Below are 21,012 nucleotides of genomic sequence, written 5' to 3' on the forward strand. Positions count from 1 at the left end.
AGGAAAAGGTAACCTCGGTCGCGTGTCCTCCCCCTCCGTCGCTACGCGCCACCTCCCCCTGGCGGGGGAGGATTAGCAGTGGCAACCGGTTGACCTACACAGCGACCGCGGCGAGACCGTGCCCATGACGACGCTTGCCTCCCACCGCCGCATCCTCGCCGCCAGCTTGGTCGGCACCGCGGTCGAGTTCTACGATTTCTATATCTACGCGACCGCCGCGGCACTGGTGTTCGGGCCGCTGTTCTTTTCGGGCCAGTCCGCGTCGGCGCAGTTGCTGTTGAGCTATGCGACGTTCGGCCTCGCCTTCGTCGCCCGCCCTGTCGGAGCGATCGTGTTCGGGCACTTCGGTGATCGCATCGGGCGCAAGTCCACCTTAGTCGCGTCGCTGTTGCTGATGGGCGGATCGACCGTCGGCATCGCGTTCCTGCCGACTTACGCGCACGTGGGCTGGATCGCCCCCGCGCTGTTGTGCCTGATGCGGCTTGGGCAGGGGCTCGGGCTTGGCGGCGAATGGGGCGGTGCGGCGTTGCTCGCGGTCGAGAACGCGCCGCTGCACCGCAAGAACACCTGGGGCATGTTCCCGCCGCTTGGCGCCCCGGTCGGCTTCCTTGCCGCGAACGGGCTGTTCCTGATCATCGGACTCGTGCTGGACGAGGCGCAGTTCTTGGCCTGGGGCTGGCGCATCCCGTTCCTGCTCAGCGCGATCCTCGTTGGGCTCGGTCTGTGGGTGCGGTTGAAGCTGACCGAGACGCCCGCCTTCCTGGAAGCGGAGGCGACTGAGGCGCTTCCCAAGGTACCGATCGCGACGCTTCTCACGCAGCACCTCCGCGCGACGCTAGCGGGTACGTTCGGGGTCATCGCATGCTTCGCGCTGTTCTATCTCGCGACCGCCTTCGCGCTTGGCTACGGCACCAAGACGCTCGGCTATTCACGCGAGGCTTTCCTCGGCGTTGAACTCGTCGCGATCTGGTTCCTCGCGGGCGGCGTCATCGTAGCCAGCGTGCTCGCGGACCGGCATTCAGCAGCACGGATGCTCGCAATTGGGTTTGCCGGGTGCATTGGCGTCGGCGCGCTGATGGGGCCGATGCTTGGCTCGGGATCGCTGTTCACGGTGGGGCTGTGGTTGTCGGGCGCGCTGTTCGTGATGGGGTTCGCGTACGGGCCGCTCGGTGGCTGGCTGCCGAGCCTGTTCCCGGCGGGGGTGCGCTACACCGGCGTGTCGATGACGTTCAACCTCGGCGGGGTGCTCGGCGGTGCGCTCGCGCCGATCGTCGCGGAGGCGTTGGCCCCGCATGGGTTGTGGCTGGTCGGCGGGTATCTCATGGCGGCCGGGATGCTGAGCCTTGGCGGGCTGTTGATCCTCGGCCGCACGACCGACAAATAGCATGCTCTCCCGCCTCTGCGGGAGAGCATGCCTTTACATGGACACTGGCCGCAAGAGCGTCAGCCGCGCCTTGCCGTGCACGCGCGTGGCGTCGACCTCGAAACCAGCAAGTTCGACGACCTCGGCCTTCGCCGTCTCCAAGCTGATCCACGTCGCCGGTCCGACCCACCCAAGCCGCGACAGCTTGTCGAGCGCAACCAGTCCGGCGCCGGTGTTGTAGGGCGGATCCATCAGGATCACGTCGAGCGGCGCCGGTGCGGGCCCAAGCGCCATCACCGACGTTGCGCGGACATCACCACGGATCTCCAGCTTCGCGAGGTTGGCCTTGAGCGCGTCGACCGCCAGCTTGTCCGATTCGACGAACATGCACGTCGCCGCGCCGCGCGAGAGTGCCTCGATCCCGAGCGCGCCCGAGCCCGCGAACAGATCTGCGACCGCCAACCCCTCGAAGCTCCCGACGCGGCTCGTCAGCATCGAGAACAACGTCTCGCGCATCCGGTCCGCGGTGGGACGGGTGGAATCACCCTTGGGCGCGACGATTGGGCGCCCGCGCCACTGGCCTGCGATGATCCGCATCAGCGCTTCCCTCCCCGTGGTGCACGGGGCGGATGACCGCGCCCTCCCGACGGACCCTTGCCAGGCGCAGTAGGACGACTGCCGCGTTCAGGCCGCGCCGGACTCTCCGACCGCACTGGCCGTGGCTCGGCACCCGGACGACCGCTGGCACTCCGCGCCGCACGCTTGTCGAGCGAACTGCGCCCCCGCGTATCGTCGGCCTGCGGACGAAAGCCCCGCGGCTGCTCCTGACGCTGCACCGTAGCGCCCGCGCCGACGCGCGACGGCGCAGCTCGCTCCCGCGGTGGCTTGGCGGCGCGGAAATGCTTGATCTTGGGGCTCGTGCTCAGCTCCTCGCCGCGATCCGCACGCTCCTGCCGCACATACGGCTTGGACATCTCGCCACTCGTCGGCCGGGCGTGATGCGTTCCCGCCGGCCGAGCGGCGTTCCGCACATCAGGCCGCGCCCAGGGATCGTTGACGTCGCCGCGCTGCATCGCCGCGGTCGGACGGATCCGCTCCGGACGTGCCGGTCGCGAAGGCCGGTCGGTCGGTATCGCGCCGCTCGAAAAGCCCGAGCTTGCAGGCGCCGCATACGGACTGCGAACCGGCGTACGCGCACCAACAGCAGGCCGCGCACCCGAAACCGGACGCGCACCCGGCGCCGGTCGCGTCGTCGGAGCAGGCCGCGGCGCATTGCTGCCCCGCTGGCTAGACCGCGCGCCGATCCCGGCCCCCGCACCGGCACTCGCGCTGATCCCGATGTTCGCGCGCGCGCCCGGACCCTCGGGTCGACCCTTGGCCAGTTCCTTCTGGAACGCGACGACGTCGTGCTGCAGCACTTCGCCGATCTGCCCGGGCGGCAGGTCGCCGAGTACGAACGGGCCATAGCGCGTCCGGATCAGCCGCGAGACCTGCAACCCGAGATGTTCCAGCACGCGGCGGACTTCGCGGTTCTTGCCCTCGGTCAGGATCATCTCGATCCAGACGTTCGCGCCGGTGCGCCGCTCGATATTGGCATTGATCGAGCCATACCGCACGCCCTCGATCTCGATCCCCTCGATCAGTTCCTCGAGCTGCGGCTGCGTGATGTTGCCGTAAGCACGCGCACGATAGGCACGCTCGACGCCGGTCGCGGGCAGTTCGAGCTGGCGCTTGAGGCCACCATCGGTGGTCATCAGCAACAGGCCCTCGGTGTTGAGATCGAGGCGGCCGACGGGCACGAGCCGGGGTAGATCCTGCGGCAGGCGATCGTAGATCGTCGTGCGCCCCGCGGGATCACGCTCGGTGACGAGCAGCCCGGTCGGCTTGTGATACAGGAACAGTCGCGCCGAACTCGGAGCCTCGACCGGGTCGCCGTCGACCGTCACGCCGTTGAGGTTGCGCAGGATCGTCGCCGGCGTGTCGAGAATGCTGCCGTTGAGCGCGACGCGGCCCTCGGCGATCATCCGCTCGATATCGCGGCGCGAGGCGATCCCGGCGCGCGCGAGCAGCTTGGCGATACGGTCGCCCTTGATCGGTGCCGCCGGCGTTTCGTGGGAGGTTGCGGGCGCGTCGTTCGACGGGCTGGCAGTCGGGTTATCGTCTTTTGAAGTCGTCATGGCGCGGCTGATACTATGGATCGGCGTCCAGCGCGAAATATTTGCGACCGTTCGTGTTGCAGTGCGTTAGACCCACAAGCGTAACGATCGTTCGGCACGCTGTGGGGTCTCGACCATCATGTTGTTCGGCAAGAAGAAGCGAAACATCGTGCGCCTCCTGCTGGTCGAGGACGAGCCGCTGATCGCGTTCGACAACGAGCATTTCCTGACCGAGGCGTCCTACACGATCGTGGCGACGGTCGACCGCGTCGCCGATGCGCTCGCGATCATCGCCAACAGCACCGATGTGGAGGGCAATGCGGAAATTGATCTGGTGCTGGTCGACGTTCATCTCGCAGACGGCTCGGGTCTCGATGTGGCGCGCGCGGCGCAGGCGCGCGGCGTGCCGGTGATGTTCGTGACCGGCAACTTTCCGGACGAGGCGATGGCGCTGGCGACGGGTTGCCTGGCGAAGCCCTATGCGCCGCGCGACCTGATCGGTGCAATCGCGGTCATCGACGCACGGATCGGTGGCGCGACGCCGAAGCGCCTGCCGCCGGGGTTCAGGCTGTTCGCGACGCTGACCTAGCTGGCAACCATCGGAGCCGCGGGGAGAGACGGATTTCGGATCATGTCGAAACACGATCTTTCAATGCCCTCGCACTCAGGGCGCCGTCCGACTACTCTGGGCGTTGATCAGTGCCACGATGACCATCCGGCCTTGGCTTACTGCTTCCCTAGCGCGGACAGCGCGCTATTGTCAGCGCATGTCCACTGATACCGTCGAGCGCCGTTCCGTTCTTGCCACCCTCGCGCCGTATCTTCGGCCGAGACCGATAGCGGCCCTGCTGCTCGGCATATCTAGCGGATTTCCGCTCGCATTGTTGCTTGGTACGATGGGCTATTGGCTGTCGAAGGTCGGCATCGACAAGAAGACGATCGGGTTCGCGATCGGCCTCACCACGCCATATACGCTCAAATTCCTGTGGGCGCCGTTCATCGATAGGTTCGAGATTCCGGTGCTGACCCGCTGGGTCGGACAGCGCCGCGCGTGGCTGTTCGTGGTCCAGGCGCTGCTGTTTGGATCGGTCTGGATGCTCGGGTTCAGCGCGCCGCAGGAGCACCTCGGCGTGTTCGCGTTCTGGGCGATCGTCACCGCGTTCCTGGGCGCGACGCAGGATATCGTCATCGACGCCTACCGGATCGAGATCCTGCCCGAAGACGAACTCCCGCATGGCACCGCGAACAACCAGTTTGGCTACCGCCTCGGCAATCTCGCCGCAGGCGTTGGGACGATCGCGATTGCCTCGTCCGAAGGCCTCGGCCTCGGCTGGGCACTGGGCTACGGCCTGACAGCGTTTTGCGTTATTCCCGGCGCGCTCGCCGCTCTTTGGGCGGGCCGCGGCCTGCACGACCGCGTCCTGGCCAAGCAACCGCACGAGACCGGCGGGCGCTGGCTGGAAGACACGATCATCGGCCCGTTCCGCGAGTTCTTTCAGCGGCGTGGCGCGGTGCTCATCCTGCTGTTCGTCCTCATCTACAAGCTTGGCGACGCGATGGGGCAGGGGATGCTCAACCCGATGATCGTCGAACTCGGGTTCAGCGACACCGAATTCATCGCGATCAACAAGCTCGTCGGGTTCTGGGGGCTGATCGTCGGTACCGCGCTCGGTGCGCCTTTCATGGCGTGGCTCGGCCTTGGTCGCGCGCTGTTTGTATCGGGCGTGCTGATGATGCTGAGCAACTTCACCTTCGTGATCCTCGCCTGGCACGGCCATTCGAACGCGTGGCTGACGATCGCGGTGGCGACCGAGCAGGTTACCAGCGGGATCGGCCTTACCGTGTTCGTGACCTACCTGTCGGGCTTGTCGAACCTTGCCTACACCGCAACCCAATTCGCGTTGCTGTCGTCGTTCGCCGCAGTCGGGCGGACGTGGCTGGCAGCGCCGGCGGGCTATGCGGCCACCGCACTCGGGTGGCCGGGGTTCTGGATGCTGACGATGGTCGTCGCGCTACCCGGCCTAGTGCTGCTATGGATATTGTGGCGGCAGGGTTTTGTCGTCGAGAGCGTCCGACGGGCGAGAGCGGAGGGAGCCGCGTAACTCCATCCTTATCGGTCGCCCCTCATCGCGGCGCGCTCTCTCGTCCTGGCTGGCCCTCTTACACCGCGCGCCTCACGCGACGGTCGACCGCAAGGTCGAGCCGTTCGCTGTAAGCAAGATATCATGCGCGTAGAGATCAAGGGCGTGCCGACAGCGGCCACCGTGCCGTCGCAGGCTTTGCCCCCGCTGATCGACAACCCTTTCGCCCCGAAGTCTTCGCCACCGGGCTTGCCGGTTTTGCGAACCTGAATGGTGTGATCGTCGTGACCCTGAAAAGCGCAAGCTGCGATCATGCCAGCCAGCCACCGTCGCTCGAGCGTGTCGTCGTCGGGCGAGTCGCGTTCACCAGCGTTGCCGCGCAGGCGTTCGTGGCGGGGCTCAACCAGTTTTTCGAGCAGCAGGGGCTCAGTCCCAGCAAGGCGATGGCGAGCGGCGCGACGTTCCAGTGATCGCGCCGCGCCGATCTCTGGGCTCATGAAAGAACCGAGGGTCCTGCGCGCAAACCCTGCCTTGGACAGCGACGGCCGTGATCCCCAGCTGCATCACGTCGTTGCTGCATAACAGATCATCGCAAACCGTGTCGCGCGCACGACGTGAGCGTTACGCCTGAAATATCCCGGACAAACACGCGATGCAGGGCGTCGGCATGATCACACTCCATCCAGGCTTTCCCGAAAGCTCAGCCGCTCCGAGCGATGTCGATGACCATGTCGTCGGCGGTGCGCGGATCGTCATCGTCGACGACGATCCCGGTCTGCGGGAACTGCTCACCGAATTTCTCGTCGATCATGGCCTGCGTGCCGAGGCGGTCGAGAGTGGGGCAGCGCTACGCGCGTGGCTGGCGCATTATGCGTGCGATCTCGTCGTGCTGGACATGATGATGCCGGGCGAGGACGGCCTGTCGGTGCTTCGCGGTCTGACGCAAAGCGGCGATGCGCCGGCGGTCATCATGTTCTCGGCGCTTGCGGGCGAAGTGGACCGGGTGGTCGCGCTCGAGCTCGGCGCGGACGACTATGTAACGAAGCCGTCCAGCCCCAGGGAGATCCTGGCGCGAATCCGGTCGGTGTTGCGGCGGCGCGGGGCTGCGACGCCTACTCCCTCGGGAGCCCATGAGCCAGTAACGAGCGAGGCAGCGCATTCAGCCCGGGTCGAGGCCTACACGTTCGCTGGATGGACGCTGAACTGTCGCATGCGGACGCTGCACACGCCGGACGGTACCGCGGTTCGTCTCACCGACGGCGAGTTCCAGCTGCTCAACGTGTTCGTGTCGCAGCCGCAGGTCGTGCACACGCGCGACGACATGATCGCGCAGTCGGGCAGGGCGGAGAGCCTGTCGCGGGGGCGGACGATCGACGTGAACATCAGCCGCCTCCGACGCAAGCTGCAGGCGTTCGATACGACCGAGATCATCCGCACGGTGCGCGGCAACGGCTATATCCTGATGCCGGACGTCGTTCGAAGCTGATCGGAAAATAGCGACTGGCAGCGGCCTGGCGGTACGACGAGAAAGCGCGCCAGAGGCCGGAATTTACACGGCGCCAACGGCAAAGCTGTAAGATCAGCTCTTGAGGCCAAAGGCGCGCATCGCGCCGTTTTCGATATCGGCCAACTCCGCCCTTTTCCAAGGCGGGGTGGCTCCCTGAGTAGGATTCGAACCTACGGCCACTCGATTAACAGTCGAGAGCTCTACCGCTGAGCTATCAGGGATCGTTGCCGAGGGCGGCTCTATAACTGGCCCTCCGGATCATGCAAGCGGGTTTCGACGCAAATCCATAAACTTTCGTTCCGGCACTGCATCGGGCAACCGCGTCAGGAGATGAACTGCTCCATCGTGATGCGGTCGTCGAGCGCATGCTCCGGATCGAACAGCAGTGTCAGCTCGCGAGCGCGGTCCATGCAGATGTCGACGCGGGCGATATCGCGGATCTCACGCTGGTCGGCGACCACCGATACGGGCCGCTTGGCGGCATCGAGGACGCGGACGCCGATCCGGGCCTTGTCGGGCAGGATCGCCCCACGCCAGCGCCGCGGACGGAACGGGCTGATCGGGGTCAGCGCGATCATCCCCGAGCCCAGCGGCAGGATCGGGCCGTGCGCGGACAGATTATAGGCTGTCGAGCCGGCCGGCGTGGCGACCAGGATGCCGTCGCAGGCGAGTTCGGGCAGCACGATCCGCTCGTTTACCGTGATCTCCAGATTGGCGGTCTGGCGGGTCTCGCGCAGGAACGACACCTCGTTGATCGCGGGCAAAGTGTGGGTCCGGCCATCGACGCCGATCGCGGTCATCGTGAGCGGCACGACCTTGAACGGCTTCGCGCGCTCGAGACGATCGAGCAGGCCATGATGGCGCCACTCGTTCATGAGGAACCCCACCGTGCCGAGGTTCATGCCGAAGACCGGCACCGGCGGCCTGCGGCGCTCCAGCATGGCATGGAGCGTCTGGAGCATGAAACCATCGCCGCCGAGCGCGATGATCGCGTCGGCTTCGTCGACCGACACCCAGTCGCCCGTATCGGCAAGCTGGCCTTCGGCGGCGCGAGCAGGCGGTGTCGTGGATGAGACCAGCGCCAGCCGCTCGAACCGGCTCATCCTCCGGTGACGCTCATGTGACGCGATACCGCAGGGCGCTCACCGACGCCGATGCGGAAATCGTGCGCCTTTGGCTTCGCGAAGAGCCCGGCATCGATCGCTTCGTCGAGCCCGGCCGTTCCGCCCTCACGCAACGCGGCCTTCAGATCGACCTGATCATCGTGGCCGAGGCACATGTAGAGCTTGCCCTCGGTCGTCAGGCGAACGCGGTTGCAGCCGTCGCAGAAATTGGCGGTCAGCGGCGATATCAGCCCGAGCCGGGTGCGCGTGCCATCGACGTTCCAGTAGCGCGCCGGGCCACCGGTCTTGTACGCATCGCGCCCCAACGTGAACTGCCGGCCGAGCTCGTCGAACACCTTGGTCAGCGGCAGGAACCGATCGGTGCGGTCCTCGTCGATAGCGCCGAGCGGCATGGTCTCGATCAGCGACAAGTCGAAGCCCTCGTCGCGACACCATGCGAGCATGGGCGCGATCTCGTCTTCGTTGAAACCTTTCAAAGCGACCATGTTGATCTTGATCGCCAGCCCCGCATCGCGCGCCGCCATGATCCCGCCGATCACCTGCGATACGTCGCCGTGACGGGTGATGTAGCGGAACCGCTCCGGGTCGCGGCTGTCCATGCTGACGTTGACGCGGCGGATGCCAGCATCGACCATCGCCTCGGCATGCTGCGCGAGGCGCGTGCCGTTGGTGGTCATCGTCAACTCTTCCAAGCCAGATCCGATGTTGTGGCCTAGCCGCTGGACGAGTTCGGCAACATCGCGGCGGACGAGAGGCTCACCGCCCGACAACCGGATCTTGGTGACCCCGCGTGCGATGAACCGCTCGGCGATGATCGCGATCTCTTCGAGGCTCAGCAACTTGGCGCGCGGCAGAAAGGTCATCTGCTCGGCCATGCAATACCGGCACCGAAGATCGCACCGGTCCGTCACCGAAATCCGGAGATACTTGATCGTCCGGCCATGCGTGTCCCGCAACGGCTTTTGCGCCGGAACGCCGGGCAGGGGATTGGCGGTGTCGATCATCATAGACGAGCTAAGCACAGGCGGGGCCTCGAACAAGGCCGAACCGGACGGTAATGGATTGGCGGGCAGCGACGCTGCGGCTAGGCTCGCACCGATGGGGTGGGGTGCGACGGATATGGAAGACATGCAGACGGCAACGACGCTGTTCGCGGTATCGTTCCGTCAACGCGATGAGATCGCCAGGATTCTCGCCGATGCCGGCGCTGGCGCGGACTGGCATGCGGCAGTGACGAGCGATGCCGTGGCGATCGAAAGCCGCTTTCTCGCAAGTGGCGCGGCAGTGGCGCTGATCGACGCGCGCGGCGCGCTCGACGAGGGTATCGCAGCGACGCTTGCGCTGGGCGGGCTGGTCGCCACCAACGGCGCGGCGCTGCTGGTGCTGGTGTCGCGCGGCGATGTCGAGGCGATCGGCGAGTTCTTCGATGCGGGCGCAACGCAATTCCTGACAAGCCCGGCAGCCGATAGCGAGTTGATCCAGGCGCTCCGCTTCGCCGGGCGCCATGCAGTCCGCTCTTCTGGGAGCGCGGTCGACCGGCGCAGGATTCCTGGCGCAACGCTGTACGACCGCGAAACCGGCGACGTTCGCCGCTGGATCATCGGCCGGATCGCCGCCGACTGCCCGGTCGCGGTGGTGCTGGTGTCGTTGTCGCGGCTCGATATCGTCAACGCGGCACATGGGCGGCCGATGGTGGACGCATTGATCGAGACAGCGGTGCGGCGGACCGAGACGATCGCGCACGCGGCGATCGACGTAGATTCGATGGTCGCGCGACTTGGCGGGTCGGAATTCGCGCTGGTGATCGAGGCGTCGGGTGCAGCGGTGACGGCAGCGATCACCGCGCTCGACGCGGCGCTCGCGCGGCCGTTCGCTGTGGCCGATACGCGTGCGGTGCTCGGCTGTCGGTTCGGGGTGGCGCAGCGGCAGCCGGGCGACGACGCGGCGGCGTTGCTGCGCCGGGCGAGCGAAGCTCTGGCGGAAGCCAAGGCAAGTGACGGATCGGTGTTGCATGTCGCGCTGCCCGACGGCGTCGCGCCGATCGATGCGCTGGCGATCGACCTGCATCACGCGATCGAGCGCGACGAGATCGACCTGCGCTGGCAACCCCAGGTCGAGATCGCCAGCGGCCGGATCACCGGCGTCGAGGCGCTGGCGCGGTGGAGCCACCGGACGCTGGGGCCGCTCGGCGCGGATACGCTGTTCGATGCCGCCGACCGCGCCGACCTGGGAATCGCCTTGTCCGATCATATCCAGCGGCTCGTGCTCGCGCGTGCGGTTGCCTGGCCGGCGGCGCTGAACACGTTGCGGGTTTCGCTGAACCTGACCGCGGCGGATATCACGCGGCCGGGGTTCGCGGCGCTGTTCCTGGCACGGATCGACGAAAGCGGCTTTCCGCGCGGGCGGTTGACCGTCGAGATCACCGAGACCGGGCTGATCGAAGACCTGGCGGCGGCATCGGCGTTGCTGGCGGAGCTACGCGGGGCAGGGTGCCGCGTTGCGATCGACGATTTCGGCACGGGCTATTCGAGCTTGGCCTATCTGAAGTCGCTGCCGCTCGATTACGTCAAGATCGACAAGTCGCTGGTGCGCGATATCGACGGATCGGCGCGCGACCGGGTGGTGGTCGCCGGTGCGATCACGATGGCGCGGTCGCTCGGGCTCGCTGTGATCGCCGAAGGGGTGGAAACGCCGTCGCAGCTCGAATTGCTCACGGCGGGTGGCTGTGGTCTGTACCAGGGCTTCCTGTTTTCGGAGCCCGTCGACGAGCCGGCGCTGCTCGAACTGGTGGGGAAAGAATGATGCGTGCTCTGCTGGTGCCGATCGTCATCATGAGCGCCGCCGCGGCGCCTGTGCCTGCGCAGGTCCCGGCCGAGACCGCGATCCGCCAGACGATGGCGGACAGCGCGGCGGGCTGGAATGCGGGCGATCTCGCGCGGTTCATGGCGGTGTATGCCGACGATGCCGTGTTCGTGACGCCCAAGGGGTTGCTGCGCGGCAAGACGGCGATCGCGGCCAAATATCAGCCGAGCTTCCGCGGCGTCGGCAATGCGCGTGGCGCGCTGTCGTTCGCTTTCCTCGAGATGCGCGGGATCGATCCGCGGCATGCGATGCTGTTCGCACGCTGGACGCTGACCGGGGCGTCGACCGTGGAAAGCGGGATGACGACGCTGGTGTTCGAACGGCGCGGGACCGCGTGGCAGATCATCGCGGACCACAGCAGCTGACACCCGACCTGCACAATACGGGATGATGGAATGACCGATACGCTCGATCGCGCGACCGCGGCGCGGTTCGCCGGGCTGACGCTGGGGCATCTGACGCGCCAATGGCCGTACAAGCTCGATCAGGTGCTGGACGGCCCCGGCGACCTCGCGCTGCCGAAGACGCTGCACCCGGTATTCCACGGCAGTTTCGACTGGCACAGCTGCGTGCATGGCTGGTGGCAGGTGATGCGGCTCGCGCGGCTATATCCGGACATGCCCGAAGCCGCCGAGGTCGAGGCGCTCGCGGATCGGATGCTCGTTCCTGCGCTGATCGCGGGCGAGGTGGCCTATCTCGATCGGCCGGGCACCGGCGGGTTCGAGCGGCCGTACGGCTGGGGCTGGCTGCTCGCGCTGCACGACGAGCTGGCATTGCGGCCCGATCGGCCGTGGGCGGCGGTGGTGGAGCCGTTGGCACGCGCGTTCGCAGACCGGTTTGCGGCGTATCTGCCGAAGCTCGTCTATCCGGTGCGCAGCGGCAAGCACGACTGCACCGCGTTCGCGCTGGTCCACGCGCTGCGCTGGGCGCGGGGGCACGATGCGTCGCTCGCCGCACTGATCGAGACGCGCGCGCGGGACTGGTATGGCGACGATCGCGACTGCCGCCCGTTCGAGCCGAGCGGAGAGGATTTCCTGTCGGCGACGCTGTGCGAGGCGGCGTTGATGAAGGACGTGCTGGGCGACGAGTTCGCGCCGTGGCTGGCGGCGTTCCTGCCCGATCGGTTTGGTCCGGCGACGGCGTGCCTGCGCTCTCCCGCGATCGTCAGCGACCGGTCGGACGGCCGGCTCGCGCATCTCGATGGCGTGAACCTGTCGCGCGCGTGGTGCTGGCGGACGATCGCCGACGCGCTGCCCGACCCTGCCGCCGCGCGCGCGATTGCCGACGCGCACCTGGCGGAGGCGCTGCCGCATCTCGCGGACGATTATATGGGCGAGCATTGGCTGGCGACGTTCGCGCTGCTCGCGTTGGAGACAGACTGATCGCGAACTGCTTTGAGAGAAGGGGTTAGCAGAGTGGACTGCGCTGCCTAAGGTCGCATCATCGAACGAAAGAGAGTGATGATGCAAAGACGCCTGCCGTTCCTGGCCTTGCTGGCCCTTTCGACCACCGCGCTGGCACAGACGTCCGCACCGCCTTCGGCCGCCGACCCGAACACGTATCTCGAGGACATCCACGGCGCGCGGGCGCTCGATACGGTCAAGCGGTGGAACACGCGGTCGCTCGCCGCGCTCGAAGCCAAGCCGGGTTATGCCGCGTATCGCCAGCGCGCGCTCGATCTGCTGCAGGACGCGCGCCAGATCGCGACGCCCGATCAGATCCTCGGCGATCAGGTCGTGAACCTCTGGCAGGACAAGGCAAATCCGCGCGGACTGTGGCGGGTCGCGTCGCTCGCCTCGTTCGGCAGCGGTAAGCCGGTGTGGCGGACGCTGATCGACGTCGATGCGTTGGGCAAGGCCGAGGGCAAGAGCTGGGTCTGGAAGGGCGCGACCTGCCGATCGCCCTCGTACGATCGCTGCATGGTCGCGCTGTCGAACGGCGGCGGCGACGCGGTGGTCGAGCGCGAATTCGACATCCCCTCGGGCAAGTTCGTCGCGGATGGTTTCGTCGTGCCGATGTTCAAGTCCGGGGTGAATTGGGCCGGGCCGGACGCGCTGTATGTCGCGACCGATTTTGGGCCGGACAGCCTCACCACCTCGGGTCTGCCGCGGACAGCAAAGCTGTGGCGACGGGGCACACCGCTGACCGCCGCGACCGAGATCGCGAGCGCTGCGCCGAGCGATGTCGGGATCAATACGGCGGTCTTCACCGAGGGCGACCGGCGCTATGCGCTGGTGTCGCGCGACGTCGATTTCTTCCATTCGAAGCGTAGTCATGTCGCTGCCGATGGTCGGCTGGTGGCGACGCCGTTGCCTGACGATGCGGTTATCGACACGGTGCTCGACGGGCGGCTGATCGCGACGCTGTCTTCGGACTGGCGCGACATTCCTGCCGGCGCGGTGGTCGCCTATGCGATCGCCGACGTGCTGGCGGGCCGCGCACCGACGATCGAGCGCGTGCTGGTGCCGACCGCCAGACAGGCCGTCGAACAGGTCGATTCGAGCAAGTCGGTGCTGTGGGTAAAGATGCTCGACGACGTGTCGGGGCGGCTGGTGTCGCTGACGCGCGGCGCGGACGGTGTCTGGACCCAGTCGGTCGCGGCGTTGCCGACCGCGTCGACGATCCATCTCGAGGCGACCGCCGGCAAGGACGATCTGGCCTATGCGATGGTCGAGGGGTTCCTCAGCCCGCCTGCATTGTATGCGGTCCGGCCAGCCGCCAAGCCGGTCGCGGTCGACACGCTGCCGGCGCGGTTCGATGCGTCCAGGATGCAGGTCGAGCAGCGGTTCGCGACGTCGAAGGACGGCACCAAGATCCCGTATTTCCTGGTGCGGAAAAAGGGCACGCCAGGTTCAGCGGCGGTGCCGGTGCCGGCACTCGTCCACGCGTATGGCGGGTTCCGCAACGCGCAGACGCCGACGTATCTGGTCGATCAGCCCTATCGCTCGGGCCCGGCCGGGCTGTTCTGGGTCGAGGAGGGCAATGCGTTCGTGCTCGCCAACATCCGCGGCGGCGGCGAGTACGGCCCGCGCTGGCACCAGGCGACGCTGCGCGAGAATCGCCAGAAGGCGTATGACGATCTCCACGCGGTCGGCGACGATCTGGTCCGGACCGGCGTCAGCGCAAAACGGAAGATCGCGGTATCGGGCCGGTCGAACGGCGGCCTGCTGGTGGGCGTCGCGATGGAGCAGCGCCCCGATCTCTACGGCGCGATCGTGATGGGATCGCCGCTGCTCGACATGCAGAAATATTCGCATCTTTCGGCCGGCGCGTCGTGGATGGGTGAATATGGCGATCCCGACAAGCCGCAGGACTGGGCGTTCATCTCCAAATATTCGCCCTACCAGAACCTCAAGCGCGGCGTGAAGTACCCCACGCCGTTCATCTACACCTCGACCGAAGACGACCGCGTCCACCCCGGCCACGCACGCAAATTCGCCGCGAGGCTGGAGGCGTATGGCGACCCGTTCTTCTACTACGAGAACCCCGAAGGCGGCCATGCGGCGGGCGCCGACAAGATCGAGGACGCCAAGCGCGCCGCGCTCGTCACCGTCTATCTGAACGCGCAACTCGCGCCACAACGCTGATCGTCAGGAATTCCAAGATGCGTAATGTCCGTCTGTTGCTCGGCGCCGCGATGCTTGCGCTGCCCGTCTCGTCGATCCCCGCGCCCGTGCTGGCCGCGCAAGCCGAGACGAGCGCGTTCGCGTCGCTCTCGAAGCGCTATGTCGATGGCCTGGCGCGGCTCAATCCGTCATCGGCGACTGCGCTCGGCGATCACCGGTTCGACACGCAGATCACCGACATGTCCGCCTCAGGACGCGCCAGGCGAGAGGCGTTCTCGAAGGCGATGCTTGCCGATCTCGAGCGGATCGACCGCAAAGCCCTGTCGCGCGAGGAGCAGGTCGATGCGGCGCTGCTCGACAATGCGCTCCGCTACGACATCTGGGATACCGAGACGCTCGGCGGGTGGGCGTGGGATCCGCAGGTCTACAACGACATCGCCGGCAGCTCGCTCTATTCGCTCGCCGCACGCGATTTCGCGCCGTGGCCGCAGCGCCTGAACGCGGCGACCGCGCGGATGGTGGCGCTCCCCGCGTTGCTGGCACAGGCGCGCGCGAACATCGTGGTAGCGCGCGTGCCATCGATCTACGCGACGACCGTGGCGAAGCAGAACAGCGGCATCGTCGACATCGCCGAGAGCATGCTCGCCCCGCACAAGAGCGAATTGTCCGTAGCCGATGCCAAGCGGTTCGACGCGGCGCTCGTCAAACTGAAGGCGGCGGTCGCCGAGCATCAGGTCTGGCTCGACAAGACGCTCGTCCCCGGCGCGAAGGGCGACTTCCGCCTCGGCGCTGCGCTCTACGACAAGAAGCTCGGCTTCGCGCTGCAATCCGACCTCACCCGGACCGAGATCAAGCGCCGCGCGCAGGCCGCGATCGTCGACACGCGCGCGCAGATGTACACGATCGCGCGCCAGATATTCGGCGCCAAAAAGGGCGCGCTGCTGCTTCCCGACAAGCCGTCCGAAGCGCAGCAACAGGCGGGCATCCAGCTCGCGCTCGAACTTACCTACGCCAAGCGCCCCGCCCGCGACGGCATGATCGACGCCTCAACCAAGGCTCTGGCACAGGCGACCGCCTTCGTCCGCGACAAGGGACTGGTCGGGATGCCCGCCGGGCCGGTGAAGATCATCACCATGCCCAAATTCCAGCAGGGCGTCGCGGTCGCCTACTGCGATTCCCCCGGTCCGCTGGAGAAGAACCTCGGCACGTTCTTCGCCGTCTCGCCGATCCCCGACGACTGGACCGAGGCGCAGGCGACCTCGTTCCTCAGCGAATATAACGACTACATGATCCACGATCTCGCTGTGCACGAGGCGATGCCGGGGCATTACCTTCAGCTCGCGCATGCCAATGCGACACAGTCGACGCTGCGCGCGGTGCTCGGCTCGGGGCCGTTCATCGAGGGCTGGGCGGTCTATGCCGAGGGCATGATGGCGGACGAGGGCTTCATGAACGGCGATCCGCTGTTCAAGCTGACCGTGCTCAAGATGCGGCTGCGCTCGATCTCGAACTCGCTGCTCGACATCGGCATCCACACCGAAGGCATGACGCGCGAGCAGGCGATGCACCTGATGACGCACACCGCGTTCCAGCAGGAGCGCGAGGCGGCGGGCAAATGGGTCCGCGCCTCGCTCGGCTCGACCCAGCTGCTGAGCTATTTCACTGGTTATTCGGAGCACATGGCGATGCGTGAGGAGGCTAAGAAACGGCAGGGCCCGGCGTTCGACCTGAAGCGGTACAACGACGCGCTGCTGAACCACGGTTCGCCACCGGTCCGCTACGTCCGTGAACTGCTGTTCGACCTGCCTATCCAGTGAACGGCGTCATTCGGTCCAGTAGATCGCGACCGGGCCGCTGAACCCCAGTTCGCGATCGGACGACGGATATTCCGCCACAAGAAATTCTGTGGGGCGTGATTGGTATTGCGGTCAGTCGGCGGTCTGCTTCAATCTCGTGTCAGGCCTGAAACAGCGAAGCGGCCTTGAGAACCTTCGTTACGCCGTGCGCGTCGGTAACGGCGTATGTAAATCCCGGAAGCAGGCAGAACGCGCCGACATTGCCCTTCGGGTCGAGCGCGAGGAAGCCGACTTGGACGCCACGGATGGCGTCGCCGCGCAGATGGGCGATATGGCGCACGACCTCTTCGCACGCTTTTTGCGGGGAGGCGCCCGACCGCATCGATGCGACGACTCGCGCCGACCCTGCGACCCGGGTGACTTCCTCGCCTAGTCCGGTCGAGGTCGCGCCGCCGATACCGGCCTCGACATAGAGGCCCGAACCGACCTGCGGCGAATCGCCGACGCGGCCGCGCATCTTGAACGCCATCCCCGAGGTCGTGCAGGCGCCGGCGAGACGGCCGTCCGCGCTGCGGGCGAGCAGTCCTATCGTATCGTGGTCGAGCGCACCGCCGGGAGTGCGCGTGCGGTTCTCGCTATTGGCTTCGGGCTGATATTTCGCGGTCTTGAGCCAATCCCGCCACGCCTTCTCGGATTCGGGAGTCAGCAGAGATTGCTGGGGAAACCCCTGATCGCGCGCGAACCGCGTCGCGCCTTCTCCGACCAGGAAGGTGTGCGGCGTCCGTTCCATGACCCGCCGTGCAACGGAGATCGCATGGACCGTATTCTCCAGCGCCGCGACCGCGCCGACCCCGCCTGCATCGTCCATGATGACCGCGTCGAGCGTGACGTGCCCGTCGCGGTCCGGATAGCCGGCATAGCCGACGCTGTGGTTGGTCGGGTCCGCTTCGGGCACCATCGCGCCGGCCTCGACCGCATCGATCAACGTGCCACCTGCTCTCAGCTTGGCAAATGCCGCTGCGTTCGCCGCCGCGCCGAAATCCCATGTCGAGACGATCATCGCGCCTTGGCCCCCGGACGTGCCCCCGGGGGCGGGAACGCCTGCCGCCTGCGCGTAGGATGCGGCCAGTGACAGAGTTCCACAGGTTCCCAGACCCGCGAGCAGTGAGCGCCTTGTCGTCAACGGTCGATCCTCCATCGGGTGTATGTGCAGCATGCTACGCAGGCGCAGCCGACGCGCCAAGAGGTGACGCACATTTGCAACAATCCATCGTAAATGTTCCATAAAGGTATTGCATAGGTATTGACGGAACCAATTATCTGATCAAGCGTGCTGGGAGGAACTGCGCGGTCGTACGGCGCTGTCGGCCATAGGGGTAGGATATGAATTTCAGTCATTCGGTATCGCGCGTTGCGCTTGTGGGATCGCTCATAATCTGGGCTACGCCCGGAGTGGCGCAGGATGCCGCAGCGAGCCCGGTCGCTCCGGCTCAGGCCCCAGTGCAGGCTCCGGTTCAGGCCCCAGCCCAGGACAGCGCCAACACGCCCGCCCAAGCCAAGGTTCAGGCCGACGCGACCACCGCCGTCGCTCCCGCCAATGCCGATAGCGGCGCGAACCAGTCGATTGTCGTCACCGGATCGCGCATCCAGCGCCCCAACACGACCTCCGCCGCGCCGATCACCTCGGTGACCTCGCAGGACATTCGCGCGCAGGCGGCGGTCAACGTCGAAGACGTGCTGAATCGCCTGCCGCAGGTCGCGCCCGACAGCCAGCAGACCTATGCCGATTCGGACGGTCGCCAGCGGATCAAGCTGCGCAGCCTCGGGTTCGAGCGGACGCTCGTGCTGATCGACGGCAAGCGCATCGGCACGCAGAATGGCCAGGACGTCGGCATCATTCCCGCGACCCTGCTGGAGCGCGTCGACGTGCTGACCGGCGGCGCTTCGTCGGTGTACGGTTCGGACGCAGTCGCTGGTGTCGTCAATTTCATCCTCAAGAAGGATTTCGAGGGCATCCAGCTCGACGGCAACTATAATTTCTACAACCACAACAACAAGGACACGGTGGTGTCGCCGCTGGCACGCGCCGCGGGCTTCAACAGCGTGCGTGGCCTGACCAACGACGGTGGCCGTGCCGACCTTACGCTGACCGCCGGCAAGAAGTTTTTCGACGGCAAGCTGCGGATTTCCGGGTTCGCCAACTACAAGCATACCGACCCCGTGCTGCTGTCGGACCGGTCGAACACCGGCTGCTACCTGACGCAGACGACCCTGAATGCGCCGATCTCGTGCGGCCTGACGCCGAGCAGCTCGACCAGCGGTCTCGTCACGCCGCTCAGCGGCGCGAACAAGGACGCGCAACTTGTCAACAATCCCAATGGTTCGCGCACCTTCGTCCCGTTCGGCGCGGGCCCCGGCAACGCCTCGAACTATTTCAACAATTACTCTTATCAGCGCCCCTCGGAGCGGATCAACGCCGGCGGCTTCGTCAGCTTCGACATCTCGCCCAACGCCGAGCTGTACGGCTCTGGTATCTGGTTCCGCGATAAATCATACACTAACTATCCGGGAATCGCGGGCGGCAACGTCCAGGTCAACTGCAACAACCCGTTCCTGTCGGGCTCGCAGGCGACCGCGATCTGCGGGGCGGCTGCCGGCACCGCCACGACCGCACCGATCAATATCGCCTATCGTCTCGGCGATAACAACGATCAGCCGGATACCTATCTGAACACCGGCGCCCGCTTTACCGCCGGTATCCGCGGCAAGGTCGGCAGCGCGTGGACCTATGATGTCGGCGGCGTCTATGCCCGCAACCATCAGGACTACACGCCTACCTTCGTCAACTCGACGCGGTTGCAGAATTCGATCAACGTGGGTGGTACGCTCGCGGCGCCGACCTGCGCCACGACCGCCGATGCCGGCTGCGTTCCGTTCGACGCGTTCAGCGCCGGCAACACCAATCCGGCGCTGGTCAACTATCTGTTGAACACGGGTACCGCCGTGACCACCGGCACGCTGTATGACGTGCAGGCCAACGTCACCGGCGACCTCGGCAAATACGGCATCACCTCGCCGTTCGCCGAGCAGGGTGTCGCGATCGCGCTGGGGACCGAGTATCGCAAGGATACGCTGAAATCGACCGCAGACGCGGCGTATCGCGGTGCTCTGGGCGGTACCGACAGCTATCTCAAGCAGGACGTCTGGGAAGCGAACGCTGAACTCCAGGTCCCGCTGGTCGAGCATAAGCGATTTGCCGACCTGCTTCAGGTGAACGGTGGCTATCGCCTGTCGAAGTACAGCAGCAATCCGGACACCTTCAACACCTGGAAGGTCGAGGGCATCTACGCGCCCGTCAGCGATTTGACGTTCCGCGCCTCGTTCAACAAGGCGCAGCGCGCGCCGACAGTCACCGAAATCCGCCAGGCAACGAATATCGACTTCGCATCCGGCGGGGCTGGCACCTTCAGCGACTTCTGTGCGCCGACGGTCACCAATGGCCCCAACGGCGTGACGTTCGGCGCGCCGGTTGCGTCCCGTGACGTATGCCGGGCAACCGGTTTGTCCGATGCGCTCTATGGCAGCCAGTCCTTGCTCTGCAGCAACGGCACGACGCCGAACGGTTCGGCAGCGTGCACCGTCCGTTCGGGTGGCTTCACCGCCGAGCCGGAGACCGCCTACACGCAGACCTATGGCCTGATCGTGAAGCCGCGGTTCGTCCGTGGGCTGTTCTTCTCGGTCGACCGCTATCGGATCAAGATCAACGACTCGCTCGGCTTCAACGACTACAGCTACTACACCGATGGCTGTCAGCGCTCGAACGGCGACGCGTTCTTCTGTCAGGGCATCGTCCGTAACCCGGGCACGGGCACGTTGTTCTCCAATGCCAGCACCAACCCGACGACTGGCTTCATCCGCCAGGGCACGACCAACTACTACACGTCGATCGCGCGCGGCTATGATTTCCAGGCGCAGTATACGATGGATCTCGCCACGGTCGGCAAGATCGACTGGAACTTCAACGGGTCGTTGACGACGTTTGCGGGTGGCCAGGACTCGCCGGTCCAGCCGCAGCGCAACTGCGCGGGCTATTACGGCAATGGCTGCGGTCAGCTGATCCCGAAATGGTCGCACGGCCTGCGCGCGACCTACACGACGGTCGGCCGCGGTTTCAGCGCGTCGTTCAACTGGCGCTATGTCGGATCGCTGACCAATGCGGACAATTCGGGTGATCCGGCGATCGGTGGCACCGACGCGCGGGCACGGACCAGCTACTACCGGGTCGCACCGCAGAGCTATTTCGATCTCGCGCTGAACTTCGCGATCGCCAAGCAGTTCTCGCTGCGTCTGATCGCGAACAACCTGTTCGACAAGAATCCGCCGATCGTGGTGGACTCGTACAACGTCGCACTCGCACGGACCAATACGATCCCGTCGCGCTACGACTCGCTCGGCCGCAACATCGCGATCGGTACGACCATCAAGTTCTGATCCTTCCTCTCCCCGACCTGAGGGCTCGCCAGCGATGGCGGGCCCTTTTTTTGTGCCGGACGACGT

At 66.2% G+C, this 21,012-nt stretch carries 16 protein-coding genes and 1 tRNA gene; 11 read left to right on the forward strand and 6 right to left on the reverse strand.

The window, feature by feature from the left end; translation table 11 throughout:
- Positions 1-124: 124 nt before the first annotated feature.
- The gene (locus tag C8J43_RS15830) at positions 125-1,384 is read left to right on the forward strand and encodes an MFS transporter (protein WP_133031708.1); all 1,260 of its coding nucleotides are present in this window, start codon (positions 125-127) and stop codon (positions 1,382-1,384) included.
- Between the two features lie 33 nt (positions 1,385-1,417).
- Here C8J43_RS15830 and rsmD read toward each other — a convergent pair whose 3' ends face one another.
- The gene (gene rsmD, locus C8J43_RS15835) at positions 1,418-1,960 is read right to left on the reverse strand and encodes a 16S rRNA (guanine(966)-N(2))-methyltransferase RsmD (RefSeq protein ID WP_133031709.1); all 543 of its coding nucleotides are present in this window, start codon (positions 1,958-1,960) and stop codon (positions 1,418-1,420) included.
- Positions 1,960-3,540 (reverse strand): pseudouridine synthase, encoded by a 1,581-nt coding sequence (locus C8J43_RS15840; RefSeq protein ID WP_133031710.1) that lies wholly within the window; start codon positions 3,538-3,540, stop codon positions 1,960-1,962. Before C8J43_RS15840 ends, rsmD begins: the two co-directional genes overlap by 1 nt.
- A 118-nt stretch (positions 3,541-3,658) precedes the next feature.
- Here C8J43_RS15840 and C8J43_RS15845 point away from each other — a divergent pair, with 118 nt between their 5' ends.
- The 4 genes from C8J43_RS15845 (at position 3,659) to C8J43_RS15860 (ending at position 7,086) form a co-directional block, all read left to right on the forward strand.
- A complete protein-coding gene (locus C8J43_RS15845; RefSeq protein ID WP_133031711.1) occupies positions 3,659-4,108 on the forward strand; it encodes a response regulator in 450 nt (149 codons plus the stop codon).
- Between the two features lie 178 nt (positions 4,109-4,286).
- The gene (locus tag C8J43_RS15850) at positions 4,287-5,621 is read left to right on the forward strand and encodes an MFS transporter (protein WP_133031712.1); all 1,335 of its coding nucleotides are present in this window, start codon (positions 4,287-4,289) and stop codon (positions 5,619-5,621) included.
- Between the two features lie 254 nt (positions 5,622-5,875).
- Entirely contained in the window at positions 5,876-6,070 is a 195-nt protein-coding gene (locus C8J43_RS22375) for a hypothetical protein (RefSeq protein ID WP_243645603.1), read from the forward strand.
- Between the two features lie 197 nt (positions 6,071-6,267).
- Complete coding sequence (locus tag C8J43_RS15860; RefSeq protein WP_133031713.1) at positions 6,268-7,086, forward strand: response regulator; 819 nt, start codon at positions 6,268-6,270, stop codon at positions 7,084-7,086.
- 167 nt (positions 7,087-7,253) lie between these two features.
- On the opposite strand, the gene C8J43_RS15865 is transcribed toward C8J43_RS15860, so the two are convergent.
- The 3 genes from C8J43_RS15865 to moaA all read right to left on the reverse strand — a co-directional run bounded on the left by C8J43_RS15865 (position 7,254) and on the right by moaA (position 9,235).
- Positions 7,254-7,328 (reverse strand) — tRNA-Asn (locus C8J43_RS15865).
- A gap of 102 nt (positions 7,329-7,430) precedes the next feature.
- Positions 7,431-8,210, reverse strand: coding sequence for an NAD kinase (locus C8J43_RS15870; protein WP_133031714.1), 780 nt, complete (start codon positions 8,208-8,210; stop codon positions 7,431-7,433).
- On the reverse strand, positions 8,207-9,235 hold the full coding sequence (gene moaA, locus C8J43_RS15875) for a GTP 3',8-cyclase MoaA (RefSeq protein WP_133031715.1): 1,029 nt from the start codon (positions 9,233-9,235) through the stop codon (positions 8,207-8,209). The genes C8J43_RS15870 and moaA overlap by 4 nt, the downstream gene beginning before the upstream one ends.
- Here moaA and C8J43_RS15880 point away from each other — a divergent pair.
- The 5 genes from C8J43_RS15880 to C8J43_RS15900 all read left to right on the forward strand — a co-directional run bounded on the left by C8J43_RS15880 (position 9,225) and on the right by C8J43_RS15900 (position 16,476).
- Positions 9,225-11,033 (forward strand): EAL domain-containing protein, encoded by a 1,809-nt coding sequence (locus C8J43_RS15880; protein ID WP_243645604.1) that lies wholly within the window; start codon positions 9,225-9,227, stop codon positions 11,031-11,033. The two genes, moaA and C8J43_RS15880, sit on opposite strands and share 11 nt — an antisense overlap.
- A complete protein-coding gene (locus C8J43_RS15885; RefSeq protein ID WP_133031716.1) occupies positions 11,033-11,458 on the forward strand; it encodes an SgcJ/EcaC family oxidoreductase in 426 nt (141 codons plus the stop codon). The genes C8J43_RS15880 and C8J43_RS15885 overlap by 1 nt, the downstream gene beginning before the upstream one ends.
- A 30-nt stretch (positions 11,459-11,488) precedes the next feature.
- Complete coding sequence (locus C8J43_RS15890) at positions 11,489-12,475, forward strand: DUF2891 domain-containing protein (protein ID WP_133031717.1); 987 nt, start codon at positions 11,489-11,491, stop codon at positions 12,473-12,475.
- A gap of 81 nt (positions 12,476-12,556) precedes the next feature.
- Positions 12,557-14,680 (forward strand): prolyl oligopeptidase family serine peptidase, encoded by a 2,124-nt coding sequence (locus tag C8J43_RS15895; protein WP_133031718.1) that lies wholly within the window; start codon positions 12,557-12,559, stop codon positions 14,678-14,680.
- A gap of 17 nt (positions 14,681-14,697) precedes the next feature.
- A complete protein-coding gene (locus C8J43_RS15900) occupies positions 14,698-16,476 on the forward strand; it encodes a DUF885 domain-containing protein (protein WP_133031719.1) in 1,779 nt (592 codons plus the stop codon).
- A 139-nt stretch (positions 16,477-16,615) separates the two neighbouring features.
- On the opposite strand, the gene C8J43_RS15905 is transcribed toward C8J43_RS15900, so the two are convergent.
- Entirely contained in the window at positions 16,616-17,638 is a 1,023-nt protein-coding gene (locus tag C8J43_RS15905) for a N(4)-(beta-N-acetylglucosaminyl)-L-asparaginase (RefSeq protein ID WP_243645605.1), read from the reverse strand.
- Between the two features lie 200 nt (positions 17,639-17,838).
- Between C8J43_RS15905 and C8J43_RS15910 the strand changes: the two genes are divergently transcribed.
- Positions 17,839-20,946, forward strand: coding sequence for a TonB-dependent receptor (locus C8J43_RS15910; RefSeq protein WP_133031721.1), 3,108 nt, complete (start codon positions 17,839-17,841; stop codon positions 20,944-20,946).
- The last annotated feature ends 66 nt before the right edge of the window (positions 20,947-21,012 follow it).

The organism is Sphingomonas sp. PP-CE-1G-424 (assembly GCF_004341085.1).
In the GTDB taxonomy this organism is placed as follows: Bacteria; Pseudomonadota; Alphaproteobacteria; order Sphingomonadales; family Sphingomonadaceae; genus Sphingomonas.